At 59.5% G+C, this 24,338-nt stretch carries 28 protein-coding genes; 15 read left to right on the top strand and 13 right to left on the bottom strand.

What is annotated here, in order from left to right; genetic code table 11:
• Positions 1-18 precede the first annotated feature (18 nt).
• The 4 genes from KQP88_RS22270 to KQP88_RS22255 are packed head-to-tail and all read left to right on the top strand — an operon-like array spanning position 19 to position 2,806.
• Positions 19-903, top strand: coding sequence for a type II secretion system F family protein (locus KQP88_RS22270; RefSeq protein ID WP_216704187.1), 885 nt, complete (start codon positions 19-21; stop codon positions 901-903).
• A gap of 1 nt (position 904) precedes the next feature.
• Positions 905-1,792 carry a type II secretion system F family protein gene (locus KQP88_RS22265; protein WP_216704186.1) on the top strand — a complete coding sequence of 296 codons (888 nt, stop codon included), beginning with the start codon at positions 905-907 and terminating at the stop codon, positions 1,790-1,792.
• A gap of 28 nt (positions 1,793-1,820) precedes the next feature.
• The gene (locus KQP88_RS22260) at positions 1,821-2,534 is read left to right on the top strand and encodes a tetratricopeptide repeat protein (protein ID WP_216704185.1); all 714 of its coding nucleotides are present in this window, start codon (positions 1,821-1,823) and stop codon (positions 2,532-2,534) included.
• Positions 2,531-2,806 carry a DUF3613 domain-containing protein gene (locus tag KQP88_RS22255; protein WP_216704184.1) on the top strand — a complete coding sequence of 92 codons (276 nt, stop codon included), beginning with the start codon at positions 2,531-2,533 and terminating at the stop codon, positions 2,804-2,806. The genes KQP88_RS22260 and KQP88_RS22255 overlap by 4 nt, the downstream gene beginning before the upstream one ends.
• 37 nt (positions 2,807-2,843) lie before the next feature.
• Here the strand turns inward: KQP88_RS22255 and KQP88_RS22250 are convergent, their stop codons facing one another.
• Together KQP88_RS22250 and KQP88_RS22245 are read right to left on the bottom strand one after the other, a co-directional pair.
• Positions 2,844-3,578 (bottom strand): response regulator transcription factor, encoded by a 735-nt coding sequence (locus KQP88_RS22250; RefSeq protein WP_216706019.1) that lies wholly within the window; start codon positions 3,576-3,578, stop codon positions 2,844-2,846.
• A 130-nt stretch (positions 3,579-3,708) separates the two neighbouring features.
• Positions 3,709-4,179 (bottom strand): A24 family peptidase, encoded by a 471-nt coding sequence (locus tag KQP88_RS22245; RefSeq protein WP_216704183.1) that lies wholly within the window; start codon positions 4,177-4,179, stop codon positions 3,709-3,711.
• 75 nt (positions 4,180-4,254) lie between these two features.
• Between KQP88_RS22245 and KQP88_RS22240 the strand changes: the two genes are divergently transcribed.
• A complete protein-coding gene (locus tag KQP88_RS22240) occupies positions 4,255-4,710 on the top strand; it encodes a TadE/TadG family type IV pilus assembly protein (RefSeq protein WP_216704182.1) in 456 nt (151 codons plus the stop codon).
• Entirely contained in the window at positions 4,700-7,468 is a 2,769-nt protein-coding gene (locus KQP88_RS22235) for a PAS domain-containing sensor histidine kinase (RefSeq protein WP_216704181.1), read from the top strand. The genes KQP88_RS22240 and KQP88_RS22235 overlap by 11 nt, the downstream gene beginning before the upstream one ends.
• Here KQP88_RS22235 and KQP88_RS22230 read toward each other — a convergent pair.
• The 7 genes from KQP88_RS22230 to KQP88_RS22200 form a co-directional block, all read right to left on the bottom strand.
• Complete coding sequence (locus tag KQP88_RS22230) at positions 7,465-9,510, bottom strand: TadG family pilus assembly protein (RefSeq protein WP_216704180.1); 2,046 nt, start codon at positions 9,508-9,510, stop codon at positions 7,465-7,467. The two genes, KQP88_RS22235 and KQP88_RS22230, sit on opposite strands and share 4 nt — an antisense overlap.
• Positions 9,511-9,755: 245 nt before the next feature.
• Positions 9,756-10,319: a DUF4136 domain-containing protein gene (locus KQP88_RS22225; protein ID WP_216704179.1), complete on the bottom strand. Its 564-nt coding sequence runs from the start codon at positions 10,317-10,319 to the stop codon at positions 9,756-9,758.
• 18 nt (positions 10,320-10,337) lie between these two features.
• Positions 10,338-10,964, bottom strand: coding sequence for a DUF4136 domain-containing protein (locus KQP88_RS22220; RefSeq protein WP_200995281.1), 627 nt, complete (start codon positions 10,962-10,964; stop codon positions 10,338-10,340).
• A gap of 18 nt (positions 10,965-10,982) precedes the next feature.
• On the bottom strand, positions 10,983-11,732 hold the full coding sequence (locus KQP88_RS22215; RefSeq protein WP_216704178.1) for a methyltransferase domain-containing protein: 750 nt from the start codon (positions 11,730-11,732) through the stop codon (positions 10,983-10,985).
• Positions 11,729-12,034 (bottom strand): MazG-like family protein, encoded by a 306-nt coding sequence (locus KQP88_RS22210; protein ID WP_198727691.1) that lies wholly within the window; start codon positions 12,032-12,034, stop codon positions 11,729-11,731. The genes KQP88_RS22215 and KQP88_RS22210 overlap by 4 nt, the downstream gene beginning before the upstream one ends.
• A gap of 70 nt (positions 12,035-12,104) precedes the next feature.
• Positions 12,105-12,956, bottom strand: a complete 852-nt coding sequence (locus KQP88_RS22205; protein ID WP_216704177.1) for a MaoC family dehydratase — start codon at positions 12,954-12,956, stop codon at positions 12,105-12,107.
• Between the two features lie 28 nt (positions 12,957-12,984).
• Positions 12,985-14,340, bottom strand: a complete 1,356-nt coding sequence (locus KQP88_RS22200; protein WP_216704176.1) for a 3-oxoacyl-ACP reductase — start codon at positions 14,338-14,340, stop codon at positions 12,985-12,987.
• A 120-nt stretch (positions 14,341-14,460) separates the two neighbouring features.
• Between KQP88_RS22200 and KQP88_RS22195 the strand changes: the two genes are divergently transcribed.
• Positions 14,461-15,738 (top strand): acetyl-CoA C-acetyltransferase, encoded by a 1,278-nt coding sequence (locus KQP88_RS22195; protein ID WP_216704175.1) that lies wholly within the window; start codon positions 14,461-14,463, stop codon positions 15,736-15,738.
• Between the two features lie 43 nt (positions 15,739-15,781).
• Here KQP88_RS22195 and estP read toward each other — a convergent pair whose 3' ends face one another.
• From estP to KQP88_RS22175, 4 genes are all read right to left on the bottom strand, one after another.
• Positions 15,782-17,710 carry an esterase EstP gene (estP, locus tag KQP88_RS22190; RefSeq protein ID WP_216704174.1) on the bottom strand — a complete coding sequence of 643 codons (1,929 nt, stop codon included), beginning with the start codon at positions 17,708-17,710 and terminating at the stop codon, positions 15,782-15,784.
• A 201-nt stretch (positions 17,711-17,911) separates the two neighbouring features.
• Positions 17,912-18,154, bottom strand: a complete 243-nt coding sequence (locus KQP88_RS22185; protein WP_198727696.1) for a pyocin activator PrtN family protein — start codon at positions 18,152-18,154, stop codon at positions 17,912-17,914.
• Positions 18,155-18,319: 165 nt separating this feature from the next.
• Entirely contained in the window at positions 18,320-18,586 is a 267-nt protein-coding gene (locus tag KQP88_RS22180; RefSeq protein WP_216704173.1) for a DUF1654 domain-containing protein, read from the bottom strand.
• Positions 18,587-18,741: 155 nt separating this feature from the next.
• Positions 18,742-19,353 carry a LexA family protein gene (locus KQP88_RS22175; RefSeq protein ID WP_198727720.1) on the bottom strand — a complete coding sequence of 204 codons (612 nt, stop codon included), beginning with the start codon at positions 19,351-19,353 and terminating at the stop codon, positions 18,742-18,744.
• A 158-nt stretch (positions 19,354-19,511) separates the two neighbouring features.
• Between KQP88_RS22175 and KQP88_RS22170 the strand changes: the two genes are divergently transcribed.
• The 8 genes from KQP88_RS22170 (at position 19,512) to KQP88_RS22135 (ending at position 24,233) form a co-directional block, all read left to right on the top strand.
• Complete coding sequence (locus KQP88_RS22170) at positions 19,512-19,970, top strand: hypothetical protein (protein ID WP_216704172.1); 459 nt, start codon at positions 19,512-19,514, stop codon at positions 19,968-19,970.
• Positions 19,971-20,505: 535 nt separating this feature from the next.
• Positions 20,506-20,895, top strand: a complete 390-nt coding sequence (locus KQP88_RS22165) for a DUF3450 domain-containing protein (RefSeq protein WP_198727700.1) — start codon at positions 20,506-20,508, stop codon at positions 20,893-20,895.
• Positions 20,876-21,214: a hypothetical protein gene (locus KQP88_RS22160; protein ID WP_117167743.1), complete on the top strand. Its 339-nt coding sequence runs from the start codon at positions 20,876-20,878 to the stop codon at positions 21,212-21,214. The genes KQP88_RS22165 and KQP88_RS22160 overlap by 20 nt, the downstream gene beginning before the upstream one ends.
• Positions 21,215-21,247: 33 nt before the next feature.
• Positions 21,248-21,838 (top strand): phage tail terminator protein, encoded by a 591-nt coding sequence (locus tag KQP88_RS22155; RefSeq protein WP_198727701.1) that lies wholly within the window; start codon positions 21,248-21,250, stop codon positions 21,836-21,838.
• The gene (locus KQP88_RS22150) at positions 21,835-22,017 is read left to right on the top strand and encodes a DUF2635 domain-containing protein (protein WP_216704171.1); all 183 of its coding nucleotides are present in this window, start codon (positions 21,835-21,837) and stop codon (positions 22,015-22,017) included. Before KQP88_RS22155 ends, KQP88_RS22150 begins: the two co-directional genes overlap by 4 nt.
• An 18-nt stretch (positions 22,018-22,035) precedes the next feature.
• Positions 22,036-23,532, top strand: coding sequence for a phage tail sheath subtilisin-like domain-containing protein (locus tag KQP88_RS22145; RefSeq protein ID WP_216704170.1), 1,497 nt, complete (start codon positions 22,036-22,038; stop codon positions 23,530-23,532).
• Positions 23,533-23,592: 60 nt separating this feature from the next.
• On the top strand, positions 23,593-23,940 hold the full coding sequence (locus KQP88_RS22140; protein ID WP_216704169.1) for a phage tail tube protein: 348 nt from the start codon (positions 23,593-23,595) through the stop codon (positions 23,938-23,940).
• Positions 23,937-24,233 carry a phage tail assembly protein gene (locus KQP88_RS22135; RefSeq protein ID WP_117167738.1) on the top strand — a complete coding sequence of 99 codons (297 nt, stop codon included), beginning with the start codon at positions 23,937-23,939 and terminating at the stop codon, positions 24,231-24,233. Before KQP88_RS22140 ends, KQP88_RS22135 begins: the two co-directional genes overlap by 4 nt.
• Positions 24,234-24,338 lie beyond the last annotated feature (105 nt).

Below are 24,338 nucleotides of genomic sequence, written 5' to 3'. Positions count from 1 at the left end.
GAGCAGGGAGGCTGCCCCATGAAAGCATCACTGGTGCTGGCGATCATTTTTGTACTGCTGCTGGGCGCTGCGTTCTACATGTTCTATCTGGCGCTGAATCGTGGCGCCAGCGAGCGAGTGATGAAGCGTCTGCAGGTCGGGCAGACGATAGCGGTGAAAGAAAAGCCCGGTATCGAGTGGCTGGAGCGTGCCTTCCTGCGCGCCGGGCTGGGCAGGCCCACCGATCGAATCGGTCTGGCGATGACCTTGTGGGCCGTCTCGATGCTGCTGGGCTACCTCATAGGCGACTGGTTCGGTTTCGGGGTCGGGATGGTCGCGGCTCCACTGATGCTGCGCATGTTCATTTCCTGGCGCTATCGCAAGCGCGTACGGCGCATGATCGAGCAATTGCCGCAGATGCTCGATCACACGGTGCGCAGCCTCAAATCCGGGCGGACCCTGGCCGATGCGGTGTTACACGGTATCGAGGCCGCAGACCAGCCTTTGCACGACGGCATGCTGCGGATCGAGCGCAACGTGCAAATGGGCGTCAGCCTGCCCGATGCGGCCCGGGACTTTGCCGAGCTGTATGAGCGCGACGAATTTCATCTGTTCGCCCTCGGACTCAAGGTCAACCATCGCTATGGCGGTAACGCCAGCGAATTGATGGAGAACCTGATCAAGCTGATCCGCGAGCGTGAGCAGGCAAGTCGTCAGTTGCGTGCCATGACCGGTGAAACCCGGATGACCGCCATCGTGCTGGCGCTGTTGCCCATCGCGATGGTGGGTTATTTCATGCTGACCAATCCCGATTACCTGATGCACATGTGGCAAGACAGCGGCGGGCAGCGAATGCTGATCGTCGCGTTTGCCTTTCAGGTGATGGGCTGCCTGGCGTTGTGGCGCATGCTGCGGAGTGTATGAAATGGGCCTGACCATCAGTGCAGTGATGTTTGTGGCAGCAGCCTTGTTGCTGTTGTCCAATCTGGCTCGCCAGCGTCGCAATGAGCGCCAGGTTGCCTTGCGGCTCAAGGGGCAGATAGTGCGTGAAAGCCGAATCGGCAGTTGGCTTCGACTGCTGGGCGATACGCGTCTCGGGCAGCGCTCGATCAGTCTGGATACCGAAACCCAGATGCTGCTCAACCGTATCGGTTGGCGCCGGGCCAGCAAGCGCTCGCTGTATGCGGCTTGCCAGATTGGTGTGCCCTTCGGGCTTTGTACGCTGGTGATCCTGCTTCAGATAGTGTTTTTCAACTCCATCGAGCAGCCGATCATTGCGCCGGTCTTCGCGTTCGGCGTGGGTTATCTGATTCCTAAAAGAGCGCTGGCTGCCTACGCCAAGTATCGCCAGAAGCAGGTGGTGATAGAGATCTCTACCTTCATTCCGCTGCTGCGCATCCTCTTCGAGTCCGGCATGGCTGTGGAGCAGGCGCTGCGAGTGCTGAGCAACGAGGGCAAGGACTTGCTGCCGGTGCTGTCCGAAGAAATCCGGGTGATTCTGGTGCGGGTCGATTCCGGCCTGGAGCTGGGCGAAGAGTTGAGAAAGACCGCAGCCCTGCTGGCCGTGGACGAGTTCAGCGATACCTGCGTGATCCTCAATCAATTGATCCATCAGGGCGGCGGAGCGATGCGCTCCTTGCTGGCCCTCAAGCAATTGCTCGACGACCGCCGTCTGACGCGTTTGCAGGAATACATTTCCAAACTGTCGGCCAAGATGTCGGTGGTGATGATGGTGTTTCTGTTCCCTGCGCTATTGATCGTGCTGGCCGGGCCAGGATTTACCGCCATCGGCCATGCCTTGGGCGGCCGGTGAAACGTGCATGGATGAAGGAAAGGGTGCAATGAAAGCAGCGATGACCCTCTTGGGACTCTTGATGCTGGGCGGGTGCGCCGGTCACGGTGCCACGCCCTGGATGCAATCGGCGGCGAGTTGTCCCAAGCCGACGTCGGATCAGGAGTTCACGCTGAATATGGCCCAGAACATGGCCGATGAAGGGCGTCTGCATGCGAGCCTGGCCAACCTCGAAACGCTGCCTGACAACATTGAGGAAGTGAGGCTGCGCAAGGCACGGGTATTGCGCCTGCTGGGCAGCCGCGAAGCCGAGCCTTTGTATCGCAGCCTGCTGGGCACTTGTCGTGCGGCTCAGGGCGAACATGGCCTGGGGCAACTGGCGGCGTCCCGTGGCGATAATGTCCAGGCTCAGCAGCACTTGATGCGAGCCAGCAAACTGGCACCGACCGATGAAAAGATTCGCAATGATCTGGGCGTGGTCTATCTCAATCAGTTGAAGCTTGAACAGGCCCGCTTCGAGTTTCTGACCGCCATCGAGCTTCGGCAGTCCGACACGTTGGCGGCGGCCAATCTGGTCACGCTGCTGATCTATCAGGACAACTGGACCCAGGCCGCAGAGCTGGCTTCCCGTGCCGGGCTGACGGCGCAGCAGGTCAGCGACGCTCAGGTCAGGGCCGAAAAACTGAAAAAACCTGTCGCCAGGCAGGCAATCCCGAAAGACCAGGTTGCGTCCAGTCGTCCATCCGAGGGAGCACACCCATGAAGCGCAGCATCATCTTCAGCGGCATTCTGGTTTTTGGTCTGTGCGGCGATGCATGGGCCATCGACGAAGGGCCTTCATCGAAGGCGCAGAAGCAGACCGAGGCCTGGCTGCAATTGCAGGTTCGCGGCAATGCGGCTTCGCCCACTCCGCAGACCGTCACGCCTGCCGAGCGTGATCTGAGCCTGCAGCGCTGGCTCGAAACCTACAAGCATGAGATCCCGGAATTTTATGAGCAGCAGGAAGGAGGGAGCGTCTCGTCGGGCGGGAAATAATCAGCTTTACGGCCGTGTCGTCAGCACGCTGCCTTTGCTACAGGGCTGATAGGCGTTGTCGACTGGGTGAAAGGGCCAGCGCCAATTGGGTGCGGTTGTGCATGTGGGTCAGGCGCAGTACCTGCGAAACATACAGTTTGACGGTGTTTTCCGTGATGCCCAGTTCGCAGGCGATCTGGTAGTTGGTCTGGCCCTTGCTCACCAGACGGGCGACGGCAAGTTGCCTGGGTGACAGTTGGGCGAAAAGCTTGCTCTCGACCTCAAGGCTGTCCTGCTCCGGAGCGTCCTGTTTTTTATCCAGGTTCTTGTACAGATCGTCGATGGATGCCGCCAGATACTGGAGCTTTTCATTGAGCAGCCCCAACTGTTGCAGGTTTTTTTGCCGCTCCAGCAGTGCCAGCTCCTGGGTCTGGATGCCCTGAAGCAGTTCGTTCAGGTCGACGGGTTTCTGGTAGTAGTCGGCGATACCGGCACGCAGCGCCTTGATGACGTCTTTTTTCTCCGCAAACCCGGTCAGCATGATGGCTTCGAACAGGTGCTGCTTGCCGCCGGCCCGCTTCATGGCTTCGACCATCTCGATGCCGTCCATGTCCGGCATATCCAGATCGCACAGCACGATGCCGATGTTGTCGTCATTGCGAAACTGCTCGACGGCTTCGGCCCCCGAGTGGCAAGGGATGCAGTGATAGCTGTTGTTTTCGAGGAAGTCGCTCAGTTCTTCAACGATAAGAGGCTGGTCATCGACTACCAGGACTTTGACGGCTGAATACATGTTCACGCGCTACTCCATGCTGGTGGGCCACAACTACTGACTGAGGCCAGTCCATATCAGCAAAACACGGTTTACAATTTACCGTAGTCGTACTTTCCGACTATGTACATAGCGTTAGTCTGCCATTCGACTAGTGGATACAGAGTGCTGCCAACAGGAAGCCGACAAGTAAGAAGGGCGAGAAGGGATGTTTATTTGTCGCTTCGGCATTCATGTATACATAGCGCTGCGTAAATCGTTGTCCCATAAGGGGCCAGACTTTTTGACGTATAGCCATCCATGTAAGCATGGCCAGTCCCGCACCGATGAAAGTGCCCAACAGATACAGGCTGCCGCTTGCCAGAGCCAGCGCTGACAGCAGCTTCACATCCCCTGCGCCCAGTCTGCGCAAGGCATAGCCGGGCAACGTCAGCGCCACCGCCAATAAAAATGCCCAGCCTGCGTCGGCTGATTCATACCCCAGCCATGTATGGCCGCTATACAGCAGATAACCCAGTGCCAGGGTAAAGCCACCGAGGGTCAGCCAGTTGGATATCTGTCGTTGGCGGGCGTCTTGTTCTGCGCATATGGCGAACCAGATAAGTAGGAAAAGTAATTCCATTGTGTAAAAAACATCCTGTTTTTCTGAAAGAACCTATGCTGTCTAAAGGTAGTAAAGGTCAGGATGGACGTCGACATGCCAACAGCCTTTCGTAAACTCTCCCGTCGAAAGCAGAAGGGCGCCGCTGCAATCGAGTTCGCAGTGGTGTTCGTTGTGTTCTTCGCTGTGTTCTATGGCGTGGTGAGCTATAGCCTGCCCCTGCTGATGGTGCAGTCTTTCAATGCTGCTGCCAGTGAAGCGGTGCGCCGCAGTGTGGCGTTGAGCCCGACCATTGCCAATTACGACACCTTGCTGGTTACCCAGGCTCGTACCGTCCTGACCAGCCAACTGGCCTGGATGCCTGCCGGGCTGAATTTCACTGCCTCCGACATGACGGTGAGTTACACAGCGGGCGTCCTGACGGTGAGCATTCACTACCCCAAGAGCAAACTGACCAGAATTCTGCCGGTGTTGACCCTGCCAGGAATCGGCGAAGTACCGAACCTGCCGACCAACCTTTCTGCCCGAGCGAGTCTGCAACTTGTCCCTTGATAAAACCCGTTTGAGTCGTTGGTTGGGGCGTTCCGATGCGCCGACGGCCCCACAACCTGTGGCAGCGACAGTCGAACCCGAACCGATTGGCGCGGACCTCTATCTTCTGCTCGATGAAGAGGGACGTGTGCAGAGCGTCAGCCAGCACCTGCTCTCGCGTCTGGGAATCTCGGCCCAGCATGTGGTGATGCAGCGCCTGATGAATCTGCTGCTGCCCAACAGCGCCCTGGTGATCGAAGGTGTGCCGTCTGAATGGGTGGGGCACATGCTGGATCTGGATTTCAAGAGTGCCGATGCCCATACCTTGCATGCTCGTGGCTGGGTTCAGGCCCATGGCAAGGGCTGGCTGTTGCAGTTGCTGGATATCAGCGACCTGATGGAAGAGGCCAGCGCCGCACGCACTCGTCAGCAGTGCCTGCGCCTGGCCGGGCAGATCGCCGAAAAGATACGGGTCTGCAACCTTGAGCGGCTGGCCGCAGTTGTGACCGAACAACTGGAGGAACTGGCTCAGCTCTGGCACATCCCCTGCGTGGCGTTGGCGCTGCCGGAGATCAATGGCGTCGGCTGGCGAGTCTATGCCCAGTACCACGCCCATACCGCGCCGGAGCTGTGGCAGGTCGGTCAGCGGCTTGGAGTGGAGCTGGACAGGCTGGATGCCAATATCAGCCATCAACTGGCGTTTGGACCCGGTACGGGGTTTGCGCAACTGCAAAGCGCCTTCGGCAATGCCGACGGTTTTGTCATGCCTCACAGCCGTGATCGGGTGGCCAAGGCCTGGCTGATGTTCGGTTTCTATAATGCGCAGCAGCAGGCGCCGGATCTTGGCGAGCGTGAGTGGTTGAACCTGTGCTCGGCGCTGGCCGGCCCGGTGCTGTTCCGTTTGTCGGAGCAGCACAACCGTCATCATGTCGAGCGGCTGGCAGTGCTTCAGGATTTGTTGGGCACCGGCTGGTGGGAGTTGTTGCCCGACAGCGACGAGATTCTGCTGGCCCCGCAACTGGCGCGCAGCCTGCGCCTGAGCGACAGGGTCGATCGTTTGCCACGCCAGGACTGGCTGGCGATGATTCACCCGGCCGATCGGCAGGAGCTGTCCACGCGCCTTGTCCTGTTGCGTGACAAAGGCACGCCGATGTTGCTGTGTGTGCGTGTGCTGCAAGCGGATCCCGCACAGGAAAATATCTGGTTCCGTATTCAGGGCCAGGCCTTGATCAGTGGGCAGGTGCAGCGGGTACTGGGTTTCATGCTCGACGTGAGCGATATCAAGAACCAGGAAACCGAAGCGGCTGCTGCCCATGCGCGGCTGGGTAATCTCATTGCCAGTTCGCCAGCGGTGATCTACGTCCAGCGCTATGACCAGGGCAACCTGGAGCCGAGTTTCTTCAGCGACAGCCTCACGCCTTTGTTGGGCTGGACGCTGGCCGATTGCGTCGACGGGCAACTGGCCGGGTATATCCATCCCGACGATCAGGACATCTGGTTCGATCGCAACCGGCAGTTGCTGCGCGAAGGTTTTGTCAGTCGTCGTTACCGGCTGCGAGACAAGAAGGGCGACTATCACTGGCTGCTGGATGAAGCGCGGCTGCTGCGCGACGACCTCGGAATACCGGTGGAAGCCGTCGGGCTGTGGCTGGACGTGACCGACGCTACCCTCGCGGCCGAGCAGGTGCGCAAGAGCGAGGAGCGCTACCGGATTCTGGTGGAAGACTCGCCCGCGATGATCTGCCGTTACACACCGGATCTGGTGCTCAGTTTCGGCAACCGTCCACTGGCCAATTACATGGAATGCACGCCGGAGCAACTGACAGGCATCAATCTGGGTGACTGGCTTTCAGACGAGCAGCGCGAGGCCTTCAAGAAGCGTATCGGCCTGCTGACGCCCGAAGCGCCCATGAGCACCGAGGAAATCTGCATCGAGCTGCCCGGTCGTGAATATGCCTGGTGGGTATGGGCCGACCGGGGCGTGTTCGATGAGGACGGCAAGCTGATCGAGATTCAGGCGGTCGGACGCGATAACACCGATGTGCGCCGCTCGCGGATGCAACTGAATCAGAGCGCGAAAATGGCGACCCTGGGCGAGATGGCGACCGGTCTGGCTCACGAGATCAATCAGCCGCTCAATGTCATGCGCATGGCGGTGGTCAACGTGCTCAAGCGCCTGGGCAAAGGCGACATCGATATCGACTACCTCACCGAAAAGCTCAATCGCATCGACACCCAGGTTCAGCGTGCTGCCCGTGTCGTAGACCATATGCGGGTATTCGGTCGTCGCTCCGAGATCGAAGAGCAGCTATTCAACCCGATCCAGGCCGTGGAAGGCACCCTCTCCATGCTTGCCGAGGGCATGAAAGGCAAGGGCGTACAGATTCGCATCGGAGAAATGTGCGCCACCGTGCAGGTGCGCGGGCATGTAGACCAACTGGAGCAAGTGCTGATCAACCTGATGGTCAACGCCCGTGATGCCTTGCTCTCGCGTCGGGAAAAGGACCGTGATTTCGAGCCCTGGATCGGTCTTGGCCTGGAAGAGGACGAAAACATCATTCGCCTCTCGGTTCAGGACAACGGCGGTGGTATCGATCCGCGTCTGCTGGAGCGTATTTTCGAGCCGTTTTTCACCACCAAGCCGGTGGGCGTCGGCACCGGTCTGGGGTTGTCCGTCAGCTATGGCATTGTCGATCAGATGGGCGGGCAATTGAGTGTCAGCAATGTCGATGAGGGCGCAAGGTTCCAGATCGAATTGCCGATTTTCAAACACGCCTAAATGACCAGCGTGGCCTGGCCGAAGTTGCAACTGAGGTTGCCGCCCACCTCGGCTGGCGACAGGGTCAGGCCCAGCGCGTCAATCAGCGGGTCTACCACGGATGTCAGTAACGGCCTGAGGGTGCTGGCGACAATTCCATCCAGGCTGGTGGTGATTGCTCCCAGCAGGGATGCGGCGCCGGTTATCACGTTGCCCAGACCATTGGGGCTGGTGGTCGAGGGTCTGTACACACTGACTTTTGCGCCTGAGATGACACCGTCGAGCAAGGTGCTGGGCAGAACAGCGGCTGCCGGGTCCGCAGGGAAGTGTGGGGCGCTACTGACCTCCGGGAGATTGGGTGAGCTGAAGGTGCTGTTGGTGGAGGACGAGCTTCCACCCAGCGGTGACTGATTGACCGGATCAAAACTTATCCCCACGCCTCCACCGCCAAAAGGAACCCGTGTGGTGCAGCTACCCAGCAAGCCCAGAATTTTCTGGCAGGTCTGGGTACCGATATCGATTACCGGTATGGGAAGAGCGGTAATGGCGGAAGGGTCGGTGCTTGCCGGAAAGGCCCCTGCGTTATCGATCAGGCCTATTTTGGTGCTGATCAGCGCCGTATCGGTGTGAATGCTCAAGGTCTTGCTGGTGTTGCTGGTGCAGGTGTAGCCGGTAACGTAAGTGTCGGCACTGGCCAGTGAAATGCTCAGGTCGATTCTGGGGCCGGCGCTTGAGGATGAACTCGAAGTCAGCAGCTTGATGTCCGAGACCATGCAACTGGTCAGGCCGATCGCGCAGGTGGTCGAGCCCAGTAGCCCGGCGAGGTTCAGGCTCAGGGCGCTGTTGAGCACCGGCGTGAGGCTGCTGACCAGCGAGGTGGCCGTATTGACCAGCGGGGTAATTGCTCCGAGCACCGGCAGGTTGATGGACACCAGCGCACGCATTTGCGCGGTGCGCACATAAAGTCTGTTGGCGCCGGTCTTTGGGTTGAGCGGGTCGATCTTGCTGGGGTCGCCTACTGCCGACAGTTGCGGCGGCTCGATGACCTGAACCTTGGTGGTGACCTGTGCCAGCCCTGCAAGGTTGATCTGTGCGGCTGCCGAAATGCCGTTCTTGTCATTGGCCAGTTGTGCAATGCCTTGCACCAGGTCGAGCAGGCGCAGGGTGGTATTGAGCGCCGCGATATCCGAACTGCCTTGTACCGACAGCAGATCCCCCAGCAACACCGTGGTCGCACCCGCGGCAACCTTCAAGGCCCTCAATCCGGCGATGGTGGCGGTGGCGCTCAAGGTTCCTGCAGGGTCCAGCACATTGATCGCGGTCTGAATCAACTGGCTGACCGCGACATTGCTGTTCAGCACGTCGGTGTAGCCGATGGCATTGATGTTCAGGTCGGTCTTGAGTCGGTTCAGGTAGCTGAGCATGCTCAGGTCGGTATTCGCGATGCCTTGCCAGTTGGCGACACTGAGGTTCAGGGTCCCGCCCAGCAGGCTGCCGATCACGGGGTTGAGAAGCGCGGCCTTGGTGCTGTCGATGGTCATCGCGGCGCTGCGGATGGTCAAGGCTGCCAGTGGCGGTGTGCCTCCCGCGACCGCTATGGCACTGAGCTGAATATTCGGCGGAGTCGGCGTCTTGTCGAAAATCGCAGCAATGCCCGCTGCGATGCTTCTGGGGACGGCATGAGTGGCGACGACCCTGATGGCCTCGGATTTGGTGGCGTCGGCGGTAAAGGTGCGTTTGCTGTCGCCATCCAGCGACAGGGTGCCGCAATTGATGGTCAGCGTGCGGTTGTCGCTGCCAGCCACGAAACTGTTTCGGGTCGCGCTTTGGTTGGCGAACGTGGAAGCACTGCTTCCCGGGCTGCAGGTGCCTTTACGACCAGCCGCTTCCAGAGCGGCCATGTCCGCTATACGTTGCAGCGAGCGCTTTTCCAGATACAGCCTGCCACTGTCGATGACCAGCAGCGTGCACAACAGGGCAAAACCCAGGGTCAACGCGGCCAGTAAGCTGATGGCGCCACGTTGCCTTACCGGTAACCCGGCATAACGATTCAGGGGAGACATCAGCACTCCTTCGGCCACGCCGTCGCTTACTCGCCTGTGTGCAGAGGAGTGTAGACAAGGCCTCGGGAGGTTGCCGGATGGTTCTTTGAGTGTGTGGGAGTAACGTATTCGTCAAGGCACAACCTGTGGGAGGCAGCTTGCTGGCGAAAAAGGCCTGAAACTGGCAGATATTCTGCGTCGTACGCTGAAGTCGCCAGCAAGCTGCCTCCCACAAGGTGATTTATGACCTTAACGTGTGAAACGGCTCAGCGAGGCGGGTACTGCTCCAGGATTTTGGCCACGGTATTGCGCACGGCAGTGTCCCTGGCCGCCGGGTTTGCTGCGTTCTCGCTCAGGATGCGTTCGGTGCTACCGCGCCAGACCAGCTTGCCGTCCTTGCCGTCGAACAGGTCGATCTGCAAGGTCGTGACCTTGTAATCCACGCTACGGGTTTCAGTCGGGAACGGACCGCCCCAATAACCATAGCTGCCCCAGGGTCCCCAGCCGGCATTGTTGTTGGTGCTGACCAGTTGCTGGCGGTTTTCGACGATCAGCCAGGCCTGCACCCGCAGATCGGCCTGAGTTCCATTGGAGGCCATGCGCAGACCGCGTTGGTCCAGTTGATCGCCAATCGACTGGCGAATGCGCTGTTCGGTCAGGTCGCTCTTGATTCGCGGGTCTTCGGGCTGATACTGCACGCCGGGCTCTTTCCAGCTCCAGCTGCGATAGCCGCCGAAATCCCGCTGGGCATCGAAGTCACGGTTGATCTGACTGGTCTGGCAGGCGGTGAGCAACAAGGCCAGTGACAGTAAGGCTAGGCGGCGAAACATGGCAGTTCTCCGAAAAGGTTACGAAGGGGGATACGCCGTCAAGGCTTGTTGCACCGCCTGACGCAAGGCTTTGCTGCGCGACGCTTCATCGTTACCGCTGCCGGTGTCTGCGCTGGCGCTCCATACCGGCTGGCCAGTGCGTGCGTCGAACATGTTGATCTGCACCACCATCACTTTGACCTGATAGGTGCGCACCACCGGGACGCTGGCGTAACCACCATAGCCATTACGATAACCGTTGTAGCGGCCATAACCCACACCGCCGCCATAGTACGGGTCGGAATAGTCTTCACGCACCTGCCGCAACCGGGTTTCCTGGCGAATCGAGGCGCTGACGTAGACGTCTGCCGGTTGGCCATTGCGGTTGGGGCGCAGCCCGCGCTGATCCAGGCCATTGCTGACCGCATCCGCGATCTGCGCCGAATCCATCCACGCCGTGCCCGGCGGCAGATGACCGTCCAGCCAGGCCCAGTTTCGATAGCGTGCGTAATCTCGCGGCGCTGCCGGGTAGGCGCTCATGTCCACAGTGGTTGCTGCTTGCGGCGGGGCAGGCGGTATGGGCGCTGAACTGGCGACATACGGGTTGTTGCTTTGGCAGGCACTCACGCTCAGGCAGATGGCGATCAGGGCGAGGCGGCGTTTCATGATGATCTCCGCGTGGTTTCAGACCGGACGGCATATCCAGTGCAGGTAACGACCCAGACCTGCAAAGCCCGGATGGCGTCGGTAGGCCAGCTCCATTTCCAGCAGGTCTTGCAGTTCGGCTCGCGCCTGGAACTCGACCGGCATGTAATCGTGGAACACTCGCACGCCACTGCGGGTTTCGACCTGCCACAACCCTTCAAGTTGCGTTGCCAGTTCCCGAGGGTCGAGGGGCTGTTGTGGCGTCAGGCTCTGTTTTTCGCCCGCCATGTCGTTCTTGCGCATCTTGCGAAAATGCCCCTTGAGCAGATTGCGATAGATCAGCGCATCACGGTTATAAAAGGCCAGCGACAACCAGCCATCGGCCTTGGTCAAACGATGCAGTACCGGCAGGATGGCATGGGGGTCGGCCAGCCATTCCAGCACGGCATGGCACAAAACCAGGTCATAAGATTCGGTCAGTTGCCCAGGCAGATCCTGCCAGGGCGCCTGGATGAACGTCGCGTTCTGTCCGGCTTCGGCAAAGCGCTGGCGTGCGCCTTCGAGCATAGGTTCTGCCGGTTCGGCCAGCGTGACTTCATGACCGCGCTCTGCCAGCCACAGCGACATATGCCCAAGCCCCGCGCCGATATCCAGCACGCGCAACGGACGCTCAGGCAGCGCCTCTGCAAGGTCGGCCTGCAGTACGGCCAGGCGAATGGCGCCCTTGGCACCGCCGTAGATCTTTTCCGCAAAACGGGTGGCCAACTGGTCGAAATGACGATCACTCACTTGGCGAATCTCCGCTCGCTGTCAGCCAGCTTGCTGCGCACGACTTCTTCCATGTCCAGCCCGAGCTCGCTGCACAGAAGCAGCAGATACAGCACGATATCGCCGACTTCCTGACCTGCATGGGCCAGTTGCTCCGGTGGCAGTTCGCGAGACTGGTCTTCGCGCAGCCACTGGAAGATTTCCACCAGCTCGGCCATCTCCACGCTGGCGGCCATGGCCAGGTTCTTGGGGCTGTGAAACTGTTTCCAGTCGTTCTGATCGCGAATGCTGTGCAGACGCCGGGTCAACTCGTCGATGTTCATGATGCTCTCCTGAAGGCGCATAGCTTCAGGGGGAACCGGGCTTCAGGCAAGTCATTCACGGATGAAATCGTTACAGCGGCTGCCAGCTCCCGGTCATGTGCACGATGCCTTGTTCGCCTTCCACCTGGAGTTGACCGTGGGAACCGGCCTCGCTGGCTGACAGAATGACATCGGCAGGCAGACGGACCGGCTTGTGGAACTGCACGCTGATTTCAACGTTGGAGGCGGGCAAGTGGTCGTCCAGCGTCGCCAGGGTCTGGGCCTTGAGCCACATGCCATGGGCGATGGCCCTCGGGAAGCCGAACAGCTTGGCACTGGGCGCACTCAGGTGAATCGGGTTGTAATCGCCGGAAACCCTGGCGTACTGCCGCCCGATATGTGACGGCGCCTGCCAGTGGGCCAGTTCGTTCATCGCCAGTGGCGCGGGCTCGAAATCGTCGCTGATTTCCCCTTCCAGTTTCACGCCCTTGCAGAGCATGGTGCTTTCTTCTTCCCAGAGCAGTCCCAGACCGTCTTCGACCTGAGTGAGCAGGCTGAATGTCGCGCCTTTGGCGTGAGGTTGCAGGTTATTGGCCTGGACGCTGATATACAGCTGGCTGATGCCGCCCAGAGGGCGATGAATCCGGATGCGGTTGGCAATGTGGATCAGGCCCAGTAACGGGAACGGGAACTCCCGGGAGGTCATCAACTGCATCTGCAGCGGGAAGGCGAGTATGTGCGGGTAAGTCGGCGGCAGGAGGCTTCCATCCTTGAAACCACAGACACTGCGGTAGGCTGCCAGCTTGTCGGCGTCCACCGACATCCAGCTGCGCAGGCCAAGATCAGGCAGTTGGGTCCCGGTCACCTTGCGTTTCAGTGCCGCCTGGATGAACAGGTTGGACAGGGGTTGAAGGGAATCCAGGTAGCGCCAGTGAGCAGTCATTATCCATCTCCTTTTAACGAATGCGGGCTCAGGCCCCGATCACGCTTTGGCCGCAGACACGCAAGACCTGGCCGGTCACTGCGCCGCTGCCGGGCTGGCTCAACCAGGCAACGGCCTCAGCGACGTCCTGAGGCAGGCCACCCTGGCCAAGGGAATTCATGCGTCGACCCGCTTCACGCAAGGTGAATGGCATTTCGGCCGTCATGCGGGTTTCGATAAAACCGGGGGCCACGGCGTTGATGCTGATGCCGCGCAGGCCCAGCGATGGAGCCATTGCCCGTGCAAACCCGACCAGGCCAGCCTTGCTGGCGCTGTAGTTGGTTTGCCCGCGATTGCCTGCCAACCCGCTGGTGGAGGACATCAATACCACTCGAGCGTTGTCGTTCAGGGCACCGTTATCCAGCAACGCCTGGGTCAGCACCTGTGGTGCTTCAAGGTTGACTGCCAGTACCGAATCCCAGAAGTCGTCGGGCATGTTGGCCAGAGTCTTGTCTCGGGTGATACCGGCGTTGTGCACCAGGATGTCGATGCTGCCCTGCAAGTGTTCCAGTAGCTGGGCGGCGGCATCCGGGCTGCAGATATCCAGAGCCAGTGCCTGACCACCCAGCCGCGCCGCCAGGGCTTCCAGGTCCGAACGCGCCTGTGGCACATCCAGCAGCACCACGTCGGCGCCATCGCGGGTGAGGGTTTCTGCAATCGCGGCGCCAATGCCACGCGCTGCGCCCGTGACCACCGCCTTGCGCCCGGCCAGCGGGCGGCTCCAGTCCTGAACCTGCGCGGTGGACGGGCTCAGGCGGATGACCTGACCGGAAACGAAAGCGCTCTTGGGCGACAGGAAAAACCGCAACGCACCTTCCAGTTGATCCTCGGCACCTTCGTCTACCTGCAACAGTTGAAGGGTGCCGCCGTTGCGCATTTCCTTGGCCAGCGAGCGGCTGAAGCCTTCGACGGCCTGTTGCGTGCTGGCTGCCAGAGGATCATCGAGTGTTCCGGGCGCACGACCGAGGATGACCACATGGGCGCACCGATCCAGACCGCGCAGCAGTGGTTTGAAGAAGTCACGCAACTGAGTGAGCTGTTCGGCACGCACCAGGGCGCTGGCGTCAAACACCACGGCCTTGAGTTTCGGGCCCTGCTCGGCGACCCAGGTGGTTGCGCCGGGGATATCGCTGCCGAAGCTGTAGAGTGAGTCGGTCAGGCGCTGGGCGAACAGCCTGATGTGATCGGCAAGCGATCCTGCGCTGATCAGCAAGGTTCCGTCTACAGGCCGCAAGCGCCCGGCTTGCCAGCGCTCCAGATGCGTCGGGTTCGGAAGTCCTACGGCTTTCACCAAGCGCCGACCCACATCGGAATTGGCGAAATTGATGTAGCGATCTGACGACATGGAACACTCTCCTTGAATCGGGGTTCAAAGACATGGACCACACTGAAGCGAGATTTGTTCTTGTTTCAGCACGCTGTTCATCACCTGCCCAGACAACGCTTGAAGAAAAGGGAGTTTTTCATGACGCAGCTACGTCGTGTCGCCATCATCGGTGGCAACCGGATTCCATTTGCCCGTTCCAGCGGCGCTTATGCCACTGCGAGTAACCAGGACATGCTGACGGCCGCGCTGGAGGGCTTGATCGAGCGCTTCAACCTGCATGGCCTGCGTCTGGGCGAAGTGGTTGCCGGTGCAGTGCTCAAGCACTCCCGCGATTTCAACCTGACCCGTGAATGCGTGCTGGGCTCGCGCCTGTCGGCGCAAACACCTGCTTACGATTTGCAGCAGGCCTGCGGCACCGGCCTTGAGGCGACCCTGCTGGTGGCCAACAAGATTGCCCTGGGGCAGATCGAGTGCGGCATTGCAGGCGGTGTGGATACGACGTCCGACGCGCCCATCGGCGTCAATGAGGAGTTGCGTAATATTCTGTTGCAGATCAATCGCAGCAAGACCGCAGCCGACAAGCTCAAGGCGCTCCTGCAACTGCGTCCTCAGCACCTCAAACCGGAACTGCCCCGCAATGGCGAACCACGCACAGGTTTGTCCATGGGCCAGCACTGCGAATTGATGGCGCAGCACTGGGGGATCGAGCGCGAGGCTCAGGACCAACTGGCACTGGAGAGTCATCTGAAGATGGCAGCCGCCTATGCCGAGGGCTGGCAGAACGATCTGATGACGCCTTATCTCGGCCTGACCCGCGACAACAACCTTCGCCCTGACCTGACCCTGGAAAAACTGGCGAGTCTCAAGTCTGCATTCGAGCGCAGCGCCAAGGGCACTTTGACGGCCGGTAACTCTACGCCGTTGACCGATGGCGCTTCGCTGGTGCTGCTGGCCAGTGAGGAATGGGCCAGGGAGCGAGGCTTGCCGGTGCTGGCGTACTTGCGTGACGGTGAGACGGCTGCCGTGAATTTCGTCAATGGCGAAGAAGGGCTGTTGATGGCTCCGGCCTATGCGGTGCCGCGTCTGCTGGCGCGCAACGGTTTGACGCTGCAGGATTTCGATTACTACGAGATTCACGAGGCCTTCGCGGCCCAGGTGCTGTGTACGCTCAAGGCCTGGGAAGACCCCGAATACTGCAAGACACGCCTGGGGCTTGAGGCTCCTTTGGGCTCCATCGACCGCAGCAAAATGAATATTAAGGGCAGTTCACTGGCGGCCGGTCATCCCTTTGCGGCAACGGGAGGCCGGATCGTTGCCAATCTGGCCAAGTTGCTGGCGGTTGCAGGGCAGGGCCGTGGCCTGATATCGATCTGTGCCGCAGGCGGGCAGGGCGTTACTGCAATTCTGGAGCGCTGATACAGGCCCCATCGCGAGCGCTCTGCTCGCGATGGGGCAACCCTCAGAAGTCCAGGCTCAATGCCACACTGACGCCCTGTTGAGTCGTGTCATCATTCTTGCGCCAGTTGTAGCCTGCACGCAGTGTCAGGTCGCGACTCAGTTGCTGGCTCACGCCAAGGGTGGCGCGGTTGAGTTTGCGTTGGGGTGTATAGCCTTCAAGGGTGAAATCAATACCGGGCACGCTGTTGAGTGCCATGGTCACGTTCTGCCGGTCCGTTTCGAATTCCCGTTCATGAGCGATCTCGCCCCATACCCGGGTCGAGGAGGTCAGCTCGAACGCGGTCTGCAAGCCTACGCCTGCGCGCCGGGACTTGCGGGTCTGGTCGCTGAAGGTCAGGGCTGTCGAACGGTTGCTCTGCTCCGAGTAGCCGTCTACATCGATATGGGCGTAATCGGCGCTTACAAAGGGTGACAGGTGCCAGCGGCTCGCCGACCCCGCAATATCAAAGCCGAGCCGTGCGCTTGCTGCCCAGAGCTTGCCGTTGGTATCACCTTTTTCCTGACCTTCGCCCACACCCAGCGCGAATTTGCGTTCGGCCTTGTCGTAATCCAGATGCCCGCCGGATGCTGACAGGTCGCCCCACCAGTGATTGGCCTGATACTGCACAAAGGCTGTGGCAATGTAGCTGTTGAGTCGATATTCCGAGTCTTGCGCACCAGCTTCCAGACTTTGCCGATACGCCCCGCCAACCACCCCGGCCCGCCAGTTTTCAGCGAACCGGTAGCTGCCGCCGACTGTCAGGTTATAGCCGCGTCCATCCGCCTGGGCAGAGGTGTCCTGAGCATCGAAGTCGATCTTCTGCCCGCCTGCGGCAAGGATGCTGCGCCACTGGCCAACGCCCTGCCAGTTGCCCAGGTCGCCGAGCCACTGGGAACGGAGTTCATCCTGTTGAGTGCGCAAGGTGCCGAGGGCCATTTCCGGCAGCAGCGTGATTTCCCACGGCGCGGCCAGCAGCGAGTAGGCGTAGTCGGCCAACAAGCGCTGGGCTGCGGTGGTGGGATGCACGCGATCATTGAAGAACAGCCGGTCCGGGTCAGGCGTGGCGCTGTCCAGGCCGTAAGTGCTGTTTTCATCGCAGCCTGCGCCGTTGAAACAGGTGCCCACCAGATCCTGATCCGCCGCGAAGCCGAAGCGGGCAGGGTTGGCCAGGGTTTCACTGATGAAAAGTGGCACATTGAGCGGGATGATCTGGGCATTGATCTGTTGCAGGCGACTGATCAGTTGTTCGTTGAAGTCGGCGCTGAGTGCAGACGTCAGCGGTTGCAGGATGGTGCCACTCAGAGCGGGCGTCTGGCCGATGTCCGGCAGCAGCCAGACCATGATGTAGCGCGCTCCGGCCTGTTGCAGGGCCTGGACGCTGTCAGCCAGATTGTCGGCGGCATCCGCTGCGTCACTGCTGCTCAGCACCCGGCCTTGCAGGAAGTCATTGCCGCCACCCGTCAAGTAATACAGCGCATTCGGGTCCGCTTGAAAATTGATGCCCGGCAGATAGCCGGTCCGGGTTCGCAGCACGGTGCCGCTATCGGGATCGACCACGCTGGATTCAGAAGTGATGGCGTCGAAGATCTGGTCCGTTCGATCACCGCCCACCGCCCAGTTATTGCCGTCCGGTATTCCCAGTGCGGCATTTACCGCAGAGGTAGAGGCATTAAGGTCACGGCCAGGGATGTTGAGCAGCGTACCCAGTATCGTCGAGGAGTTCAGCCCGATGATCTCGCCGCTGCCGTCCTGATAAGTCGGCCCGACCCGGTTGGTGAAGCGCAGCGTTGCGCCGGTTGGCCCATCCACATCCGGGAACTGTCCGGCATCGGCCAGGCTGTCGCCAAACACGATCATCGTGGAGTAAGGCATCGGGGCCGCAAATGTCGAGGTGCAGGCCAGCGTTAACAAACATGCCGCCAAAGGCATGCGCAGTGATATTCCGGTCATGGAAAAGCCCTTTTTATTGTTTTGTCACTGTAGGGACCCTAGCAAGCATCCTCGGCACTGCCAGAACTGAAAGGACTTACCGCCCAGTGGTGCCAGCACCTATCTGAAAGCTCGATAGGTGTTTATCCAGATTATTACAGTGCGACCGGGGCTGGCTGGGCGCTCAGCGGGATGGCTCCCGCTGGCTGTCTTGGTTTCACATCATGCAGCCTGGTCGTGCGCGATTGCATCCAGGTAGGCGGCCAGTTCGTGCAGGTATACGAAGGGATGGCCCTGGCGCGTGCCGCCAGTGCGGTTGACTTTCAAGGCGATGCGGCCTGCATTGATCTTGCGCAGCAGATTGCGATCGTTCGAGATGTGCGAGAAATACCGTTCCCTGACCGCGCTCAAGGTCGGGCATGGGGTGGCGAACTCTTTGCGAAGCAGATCCAGTGTGTTGGTCATTGTCGATTACTCCCTGTGGGTAAAAATCTGAGTCATGTTTCGTCTCTTTCCCACGGGCCATCGGGTCTTCAAGTGTTGCCTGGATGGCTCGGTCATCTGCGATGAGAGACGTGAGGCAACAATACGATATGTATGGAAGGCGTGCAATACGATTTGTATTTTTATCTACGATTTGTATTTGTCGCCGTCTTCATATTCCACGTACCAGGAGAGGTGAATGGTGTCGTTTTTGCTGTCGCGTGTGACGGTGACACCCTCAGATTCCATGAGCTGTTCGGCTATCTGTTCCCAATGCAGAAGCGATTCGCCGGGCTCCCGGTGCAGGCGGATCTGGTGTTCGATCTGAGCCTGGGGGCTGGTGATGAGTGCTTGAATGCGTTGCACCAACGCCAGGTAAGCATCGTTCTGCGGGATATCTGTCCGGACAGGCATGTTCCAATTCCTTTTTACTGTATGTGCATACAGTAATTCAGGTCTTTTTCCTACGCAACAGTGAAATGCGTCCTGCCTGCTAGATATGGGAATGATGCGGATGGCGAAAACAAAAAAGCCCCGAACATTCGGGGCCTTGGGCTGGAAAGCCTGAGCTAGAGCCGCATCGTCATCTGTCTGATGACGCCGATCAGCTTGCAGTCTTCCGTGATGGGGATTGTCGGATAGGCCGGGTTGAGGGGCTTGAGGAAATAGCGACCCGCATCCTCGACCAGCTTCTTGAATGTGGCCTCGTTACTTTCGGGCAGTTTGGCAATCACCAACTTGCCGGGGGTTGGCTCAAGTCCGGTGTCGACCAGAATCAACATGCCTTCCGGAATGCTCTGACCTGCGGGCGCGGTCATGGAGTCACCGCGCACCATCAGCCAGAAGGCACGGCCCTTGGCCTTGTAGTCGGTGAGTTCAAAGGTGTCGGAATAGCCCGCGGGGTAAGGCTCGACGGCTTCATTCCAGCCGCCTGCTTCTACCCAGCTGATCACGGGATACCGATAAAAGCGCGAGGGTTGAGCGGTAGGTTCAACGTTCTGTTGTCCTTGCTCGTGGGCAGGGAGCGACGTTTCAAGAATGGGTAAACCCAGCTCGCTCAAAAACCGGTTGATCACATCGATCTTCGGTTCACGCTTTCCGTTCAGCCAATGCCCTACGGCACCTGGAGTCACACCCATTCGTTCAGCCATCTCTTCCTGGCTGATTGACTGGTTGTCCATGGCTTGCCTGGCGATTTCATACCATTTCTTCATGCGCGAAATACTACAGCCTGTATGAGGTTGGACAATCGACACAGTGTAGTGGTTTTTCTGGATTTAAAATACAAAATGTATTCTACTCGCAAAATAAACAGTTTGTTTAATTACGGGCAGAGAACATGATCGTTGAAGTCGAAGCAGTGATGGTGAATTGGGGCGAGCAGCGGATGCGGGTTGGCCTGGGCGGCGGATTGAGCAGCCCTATGGCAGGCATCATGGAGTGGGGCGCTTATATTCCTCGTCGCACGCCGGGCTCCCGAGCCTTGATCGGTAATGGCAGTGGCATGGATTACATCGGTAGCGAAGTCGAGGCTGCTGTCGCGGAGCTGGCACGTGGCCCTGCCAAGAGCAGAGGCCCCGAGCTGGCGAAGCTGGCGCAATACCGCTACGTCGATTTGTTGCCCGCCCGTGAGCAGATGCGCCTGCTCGGTATCAATGAAGGTGCCGACAGGACTTACCGGAACTGGGTCGAGAAGCTCCACCGGCAAGTGTTGTCGATCCTGGCGGATCGCAGTGCAAATCGTGGTGCAAAAGACAAGGTTCAAGCGAGCGAGGTGTCAGGCCGCAAGGCGGGTTGAGTGTTGTTTTGAACCTGTTTGCCAGAACCGTCCTGCGTACTGGCGAACGCAGATGTACCTCACGGCCATTTCTGAGCCGTGTTCTTATAGAGGGACGCTGCTCCCTCGATTCTTTTCCTTCTACCAACGTCACCCCTGTTCCGACTCTGTGCAGGCTGTGTGGGCGAATTCATTCGCGAGACGTCATTGAAGGCTATAGATTTTCTTCGGATGTACCGGCCTATCGCGAATGAATTCGCTCCTACCCAGGTGTGTGTTGCGCCTTGTTTGAAGCCCACGAAAAGCAAAGCTAAATACCGTTTATCCGGCCCAATTGTCGAAGCCTGGTTGAACTCCGGTTGAAGTCTGGTCGAACTCGACCCACCCCCAAAAAGGCCCTTTTCATCCTTTCCGGCGGGGGGTACAAAGGCACCACGATATGCGATTTGCGTCTTGGGGCAACAACCTGGAATGCACTTCACCGCTACCTCAATCAGCTTCTTCTCTATGTTCCTTCTGGCCGCCTAGTGCGGCCTTTTTTATTCCCGGAGTACCGATGGACCCTACTGACCTAGGCCCAGGCACAGCTACCTGGCTGGGCGGGACCGGCACCATCCTGCTTGGTGGTTTTTTATGGCTGCGCAAGTTTCTTTCCAGGGACGCCGCAGACAGGGCAATGGATAACGCCGATATCGGCACAGTCCGGCGCCTGAATGAATTGCTCGATTCCGAGCGTGAGGCTCGCAAGGAGGCTGAGGCCCGGGCTGACCAGTTTGCCAGGGAGCGTAACGAGCTGGCGGCTGCGGTGGGGCGGATGGAGGGCAAGGTTGAAGTCCTTACCAACCAGATTGCCCAGCTCACTGACAAGGTGACAACGCAAAGCGCCGAAATTGCCCGGCTGCGTTCTCAATTAGGAGGCTCCACGGATGGACAGATGCGCAATTAACTTTATCGCCCGCCACTGGTGGCGTCGGGTGGAGATCTGGGTGATCGCCGCCTTGCTGGCGGCGGGCAGTCTGACGCTGGGCTTTCAGGCCGGGCAGTGGTCGGCCAACTCCGAGCACACCAAGCAATTGGCCGAGGTGCGTCAGGCGTACGACGCGGCCATGGGCAAGCGGGACATCAGCCTGGTCAAGCTGGCGCAGAGCGCAACTCAGGCAGTGGACAAGGCCGAAAGCGCGGCATCGGCAGCGACCGAGGCGGCGAACACGGCAAGCCGTGCGGCTGACAAGGCCGATGCAGCCCTGAGCAAGGCCAGACAGTAACCCTATCGATCTCCGACACCTCTGGATTCACTCATGAAGATAACCCCGATTGTTGCTCATCTGCAGGCGACATGCCCGACCTTTGCCGGACGAATCAGCGCCGGCATTTACTGGAACGCTGTCATGAACAGCACTGCGCTCGCTTCCCCCTCGGCCTACGTGATTGCCACGGGCGATGCGGCGACGGCCAACGACCTGAATAACGCGATCCGCCAGAACATCACCGACCGGATTGATGTGGTGGTCGTGCTCTCTGGCAGTGATGAGCGCGGCCAGGACGCAAGCGAGCAACTGCATGCCATTCGCGCCGAGATATGGCGTGCGCTGGTGGGCTGGAACGCCGGTAGCCATTACGAGCCGCTGGAGTACACGGGCGGCGGGCTGTTGCAGGTCAATGCCTCGCAAGTGGCGTGGCGCTTTGGTTTCTCGGCGCAGTTTCAACTGGGCCGCAATACATCCGATCAGCCTGCCGAAACCTGGCACGAGGCTTTTCTGGATGGTCTGCCGGGTTTCACCGGCGCGACCTTCGAGATGGACTGCATCGATCCGGCAGATCCGAACCTGAAATCTCCCGGACCCGATGGACGTATCGAAATGAAGTTCTCAGGAGACGTAACACCATGACTCAACGCATCACTGTGATTCCGGCCACTGGCCGTGTTGTACCCGATCCGGAGGCTGGCGACCTGTTGCCGGCCGAAGGTCGTGAAGTCCGATTCAACGCATGGTGGCAACGCCGTTACAACGACGGCGATGTCATCACTGCAACCGAGCAACCAACCACCAAAGCCGTCACGGCGTAATCAAGAGGAAGCCAAACAATGGCTATCAGTTTCAATAACATTCCATCCGATGTTCGTGTTCCGCTGTTCTATGCGGAAATGGACAACTCTGCAGCCAACAGCGCGTCGGCCAGCATGCGTCGCCTGATCGTTGCTCAGGTCAACGACGATGCAACCGGTCCTGAAATCGGTTCGCTGGTACTGGTGCCCAGCGTATCGCTGGCCAAGAACATTGGCGGCCAGGGTTCCATGCTGGCCTCGATGTACGAGACCTGGCGCAAGGCCGATCCGACCGGTGAAGTCTGGTGCCTGCCTCTGCTCAACACGGTCGGCTCCAAGGCCAGCGCTACCCTCACGGTGACAGGCACTGCCACCGAGGCCGGTCTGCTGAATCTGTACGTCGGTGGCGTGCGTGTGCAAGCCACCGTCGTCAATGGCGCGACCGCTGCCCAGGCAGCCAGCGCGTTGTCGGTGAAGATCAATGCTACGCCAGACCTGCCGATCAAGGCCGAGGTCGAGGCGGGTGTTGTGACCCTGTCCGTCAAATGGACCGGTGAGAGCGGCAACGACATCCAGCTGGCCTTCAATCGCCTGGGTAAAACCAATGGCGAGGTGACTCCAGCCGGTCTGGCCGTTGTTGCCACTGCCCTGACCGGCGGTGTCGGCACTCCGGATCAGGTGGCTGCACTGGCCGCGCTGGGCGATGAGCCTTTCGAGTTCCTGTGCGTGCCATGGACCGATACCAACACGCTGGATGCCTGGAAGGCTGCAATGGATGACAGCACCGGTCGCTGGAGCTGGGCCAAGCAACTCTATGGCCACGTCTACAGCGCCAAGCGCGGTACGGTCGGTACTCTGGTCGCCGCAGGTCAACTGCGCAACGATCAGCATGTCACGATCCAGGGCGTCGAAATCGGTGTTCCACAACCGGTGTGGGTGCAGGCTGCAGCGCTGGCTGCGCGTACTGCCGTGTTCATCTCGGCCGACGCCAGCCGTCCGACCCAGACCGGCACCCTGCCTGGCCTGGACCCGGCGCCTGCCAGTGCGCGCTTCACGCTCACCGAGCGCGAGTCGTTGCTGCGTTACGGTATCGCGACCGCTTACTACGAAGGCGGTTACGTGCGCATTCAGCGTTCGATCACCACGTACCAGAAGAACGCCTACGGTCAGGCGGACAACTCGTACCTGGACAGCGAAACCCTGCACCAGTCGGCGTTCATCATTCGTCGTCTGCAAAGCGTGATCACCAGCAAGTATGGCCGTCACAAGCTGGCCAACGACGGTACCCGTTTCGGTGCCGGCCAGCCGATCGTCACGCCAATCACCATCCGTGGTGAACTGATCGCTCAGTACGCCAGGCTTGAAGAAGAAGGCCATGTGGAAAACGCAGAGCTGTTCGCCGAGTATCTGATCGTCGAGCGCGACAGCCAGGACCCGAGCCGCATCAACGTGATGTTCCCACCGGATTACATCAACGGTCTGCGCGTGTTCGCCCTGCTCAATCAGTTCCGCCTGCAGTACGACACTGCGGCTTAAATCCAACCTCAACATTCAAACCCGCCTTGTGCGGGTTTTTTCATTCTGGAGATATAAAACATGGGTCAGAAAGTAGCTGGTACTTGCTACATCAAGGTCGACGGCACTCAATTGACCATCAGCGGCGGTGTTGAAGCCCCGCTGATGAACATCAAGCGCGAAACCGTCATGCCGGGTTATTTCAAGGAAACTGACAAGGCGCCGTGGTTGAAACTCACGGCGGTCCACACCCCGGACTTTCCCTTGAAAGCGCTCATCACCGGTGTGGACATGACCATCACCTGTGAATTCAAGAACGGCAAGGTTTACGTCCTGTCGGGCGCTTACATGATCGAAGAACCGGCCAGCAAGGGCGAAGAAGGCACCATCGATCTGAAGTTCGACGGTAACCAGGGGAGCTGGCAATGAGTGAAGTCTTCGTACTGGCGAGCCCGGTCGAGGCTCACGGGGAATCCCTTTCGCAACTGACTTTCCGTCGCCCTACGGCGCAGGAAGCACGAGCGATCAAGGCGCTGCCTTACAAGATCGACAAACACGAAGAAGTGTCGCTCGACCTTGACGTTGCTGCGAAGTACATCGCGGTCTGCGCAGGCATTCCTCCGTCCTCGGTCGATCAACTGGACCTTTCCGATATCAACAAGCTGAGCTGGAAGGTCGCGAGTTTTTTCATGGCAGCGGCATCAGAGACCTCGAAGGCCTGATAGCCGTCGTCTACGACCTCGCGTACTTCTGGAAAATTGACCCCGAACTGATGATGTCCAGGGATCTGGACATCATCACCGAGTCGATTTTGCAGTCGCAGCGTA

Origin of the sequence: Pseudomonas lijiangensis (assembly GCF_018968705.1) — a bacterium.
Classification (GTDB): domain Bacteria; phylum Pseudomonadota; class Gammaproteobacteria; order Pseudomonadales; family Pseudomonadaceae; genus Aquipseudomonas; species Aquipseudomonas lijiangensis.
Note: the sequence above shows the minus strand (reverse complement) of the source record. Positions and strands in the feature narration are given on the sequence as shown.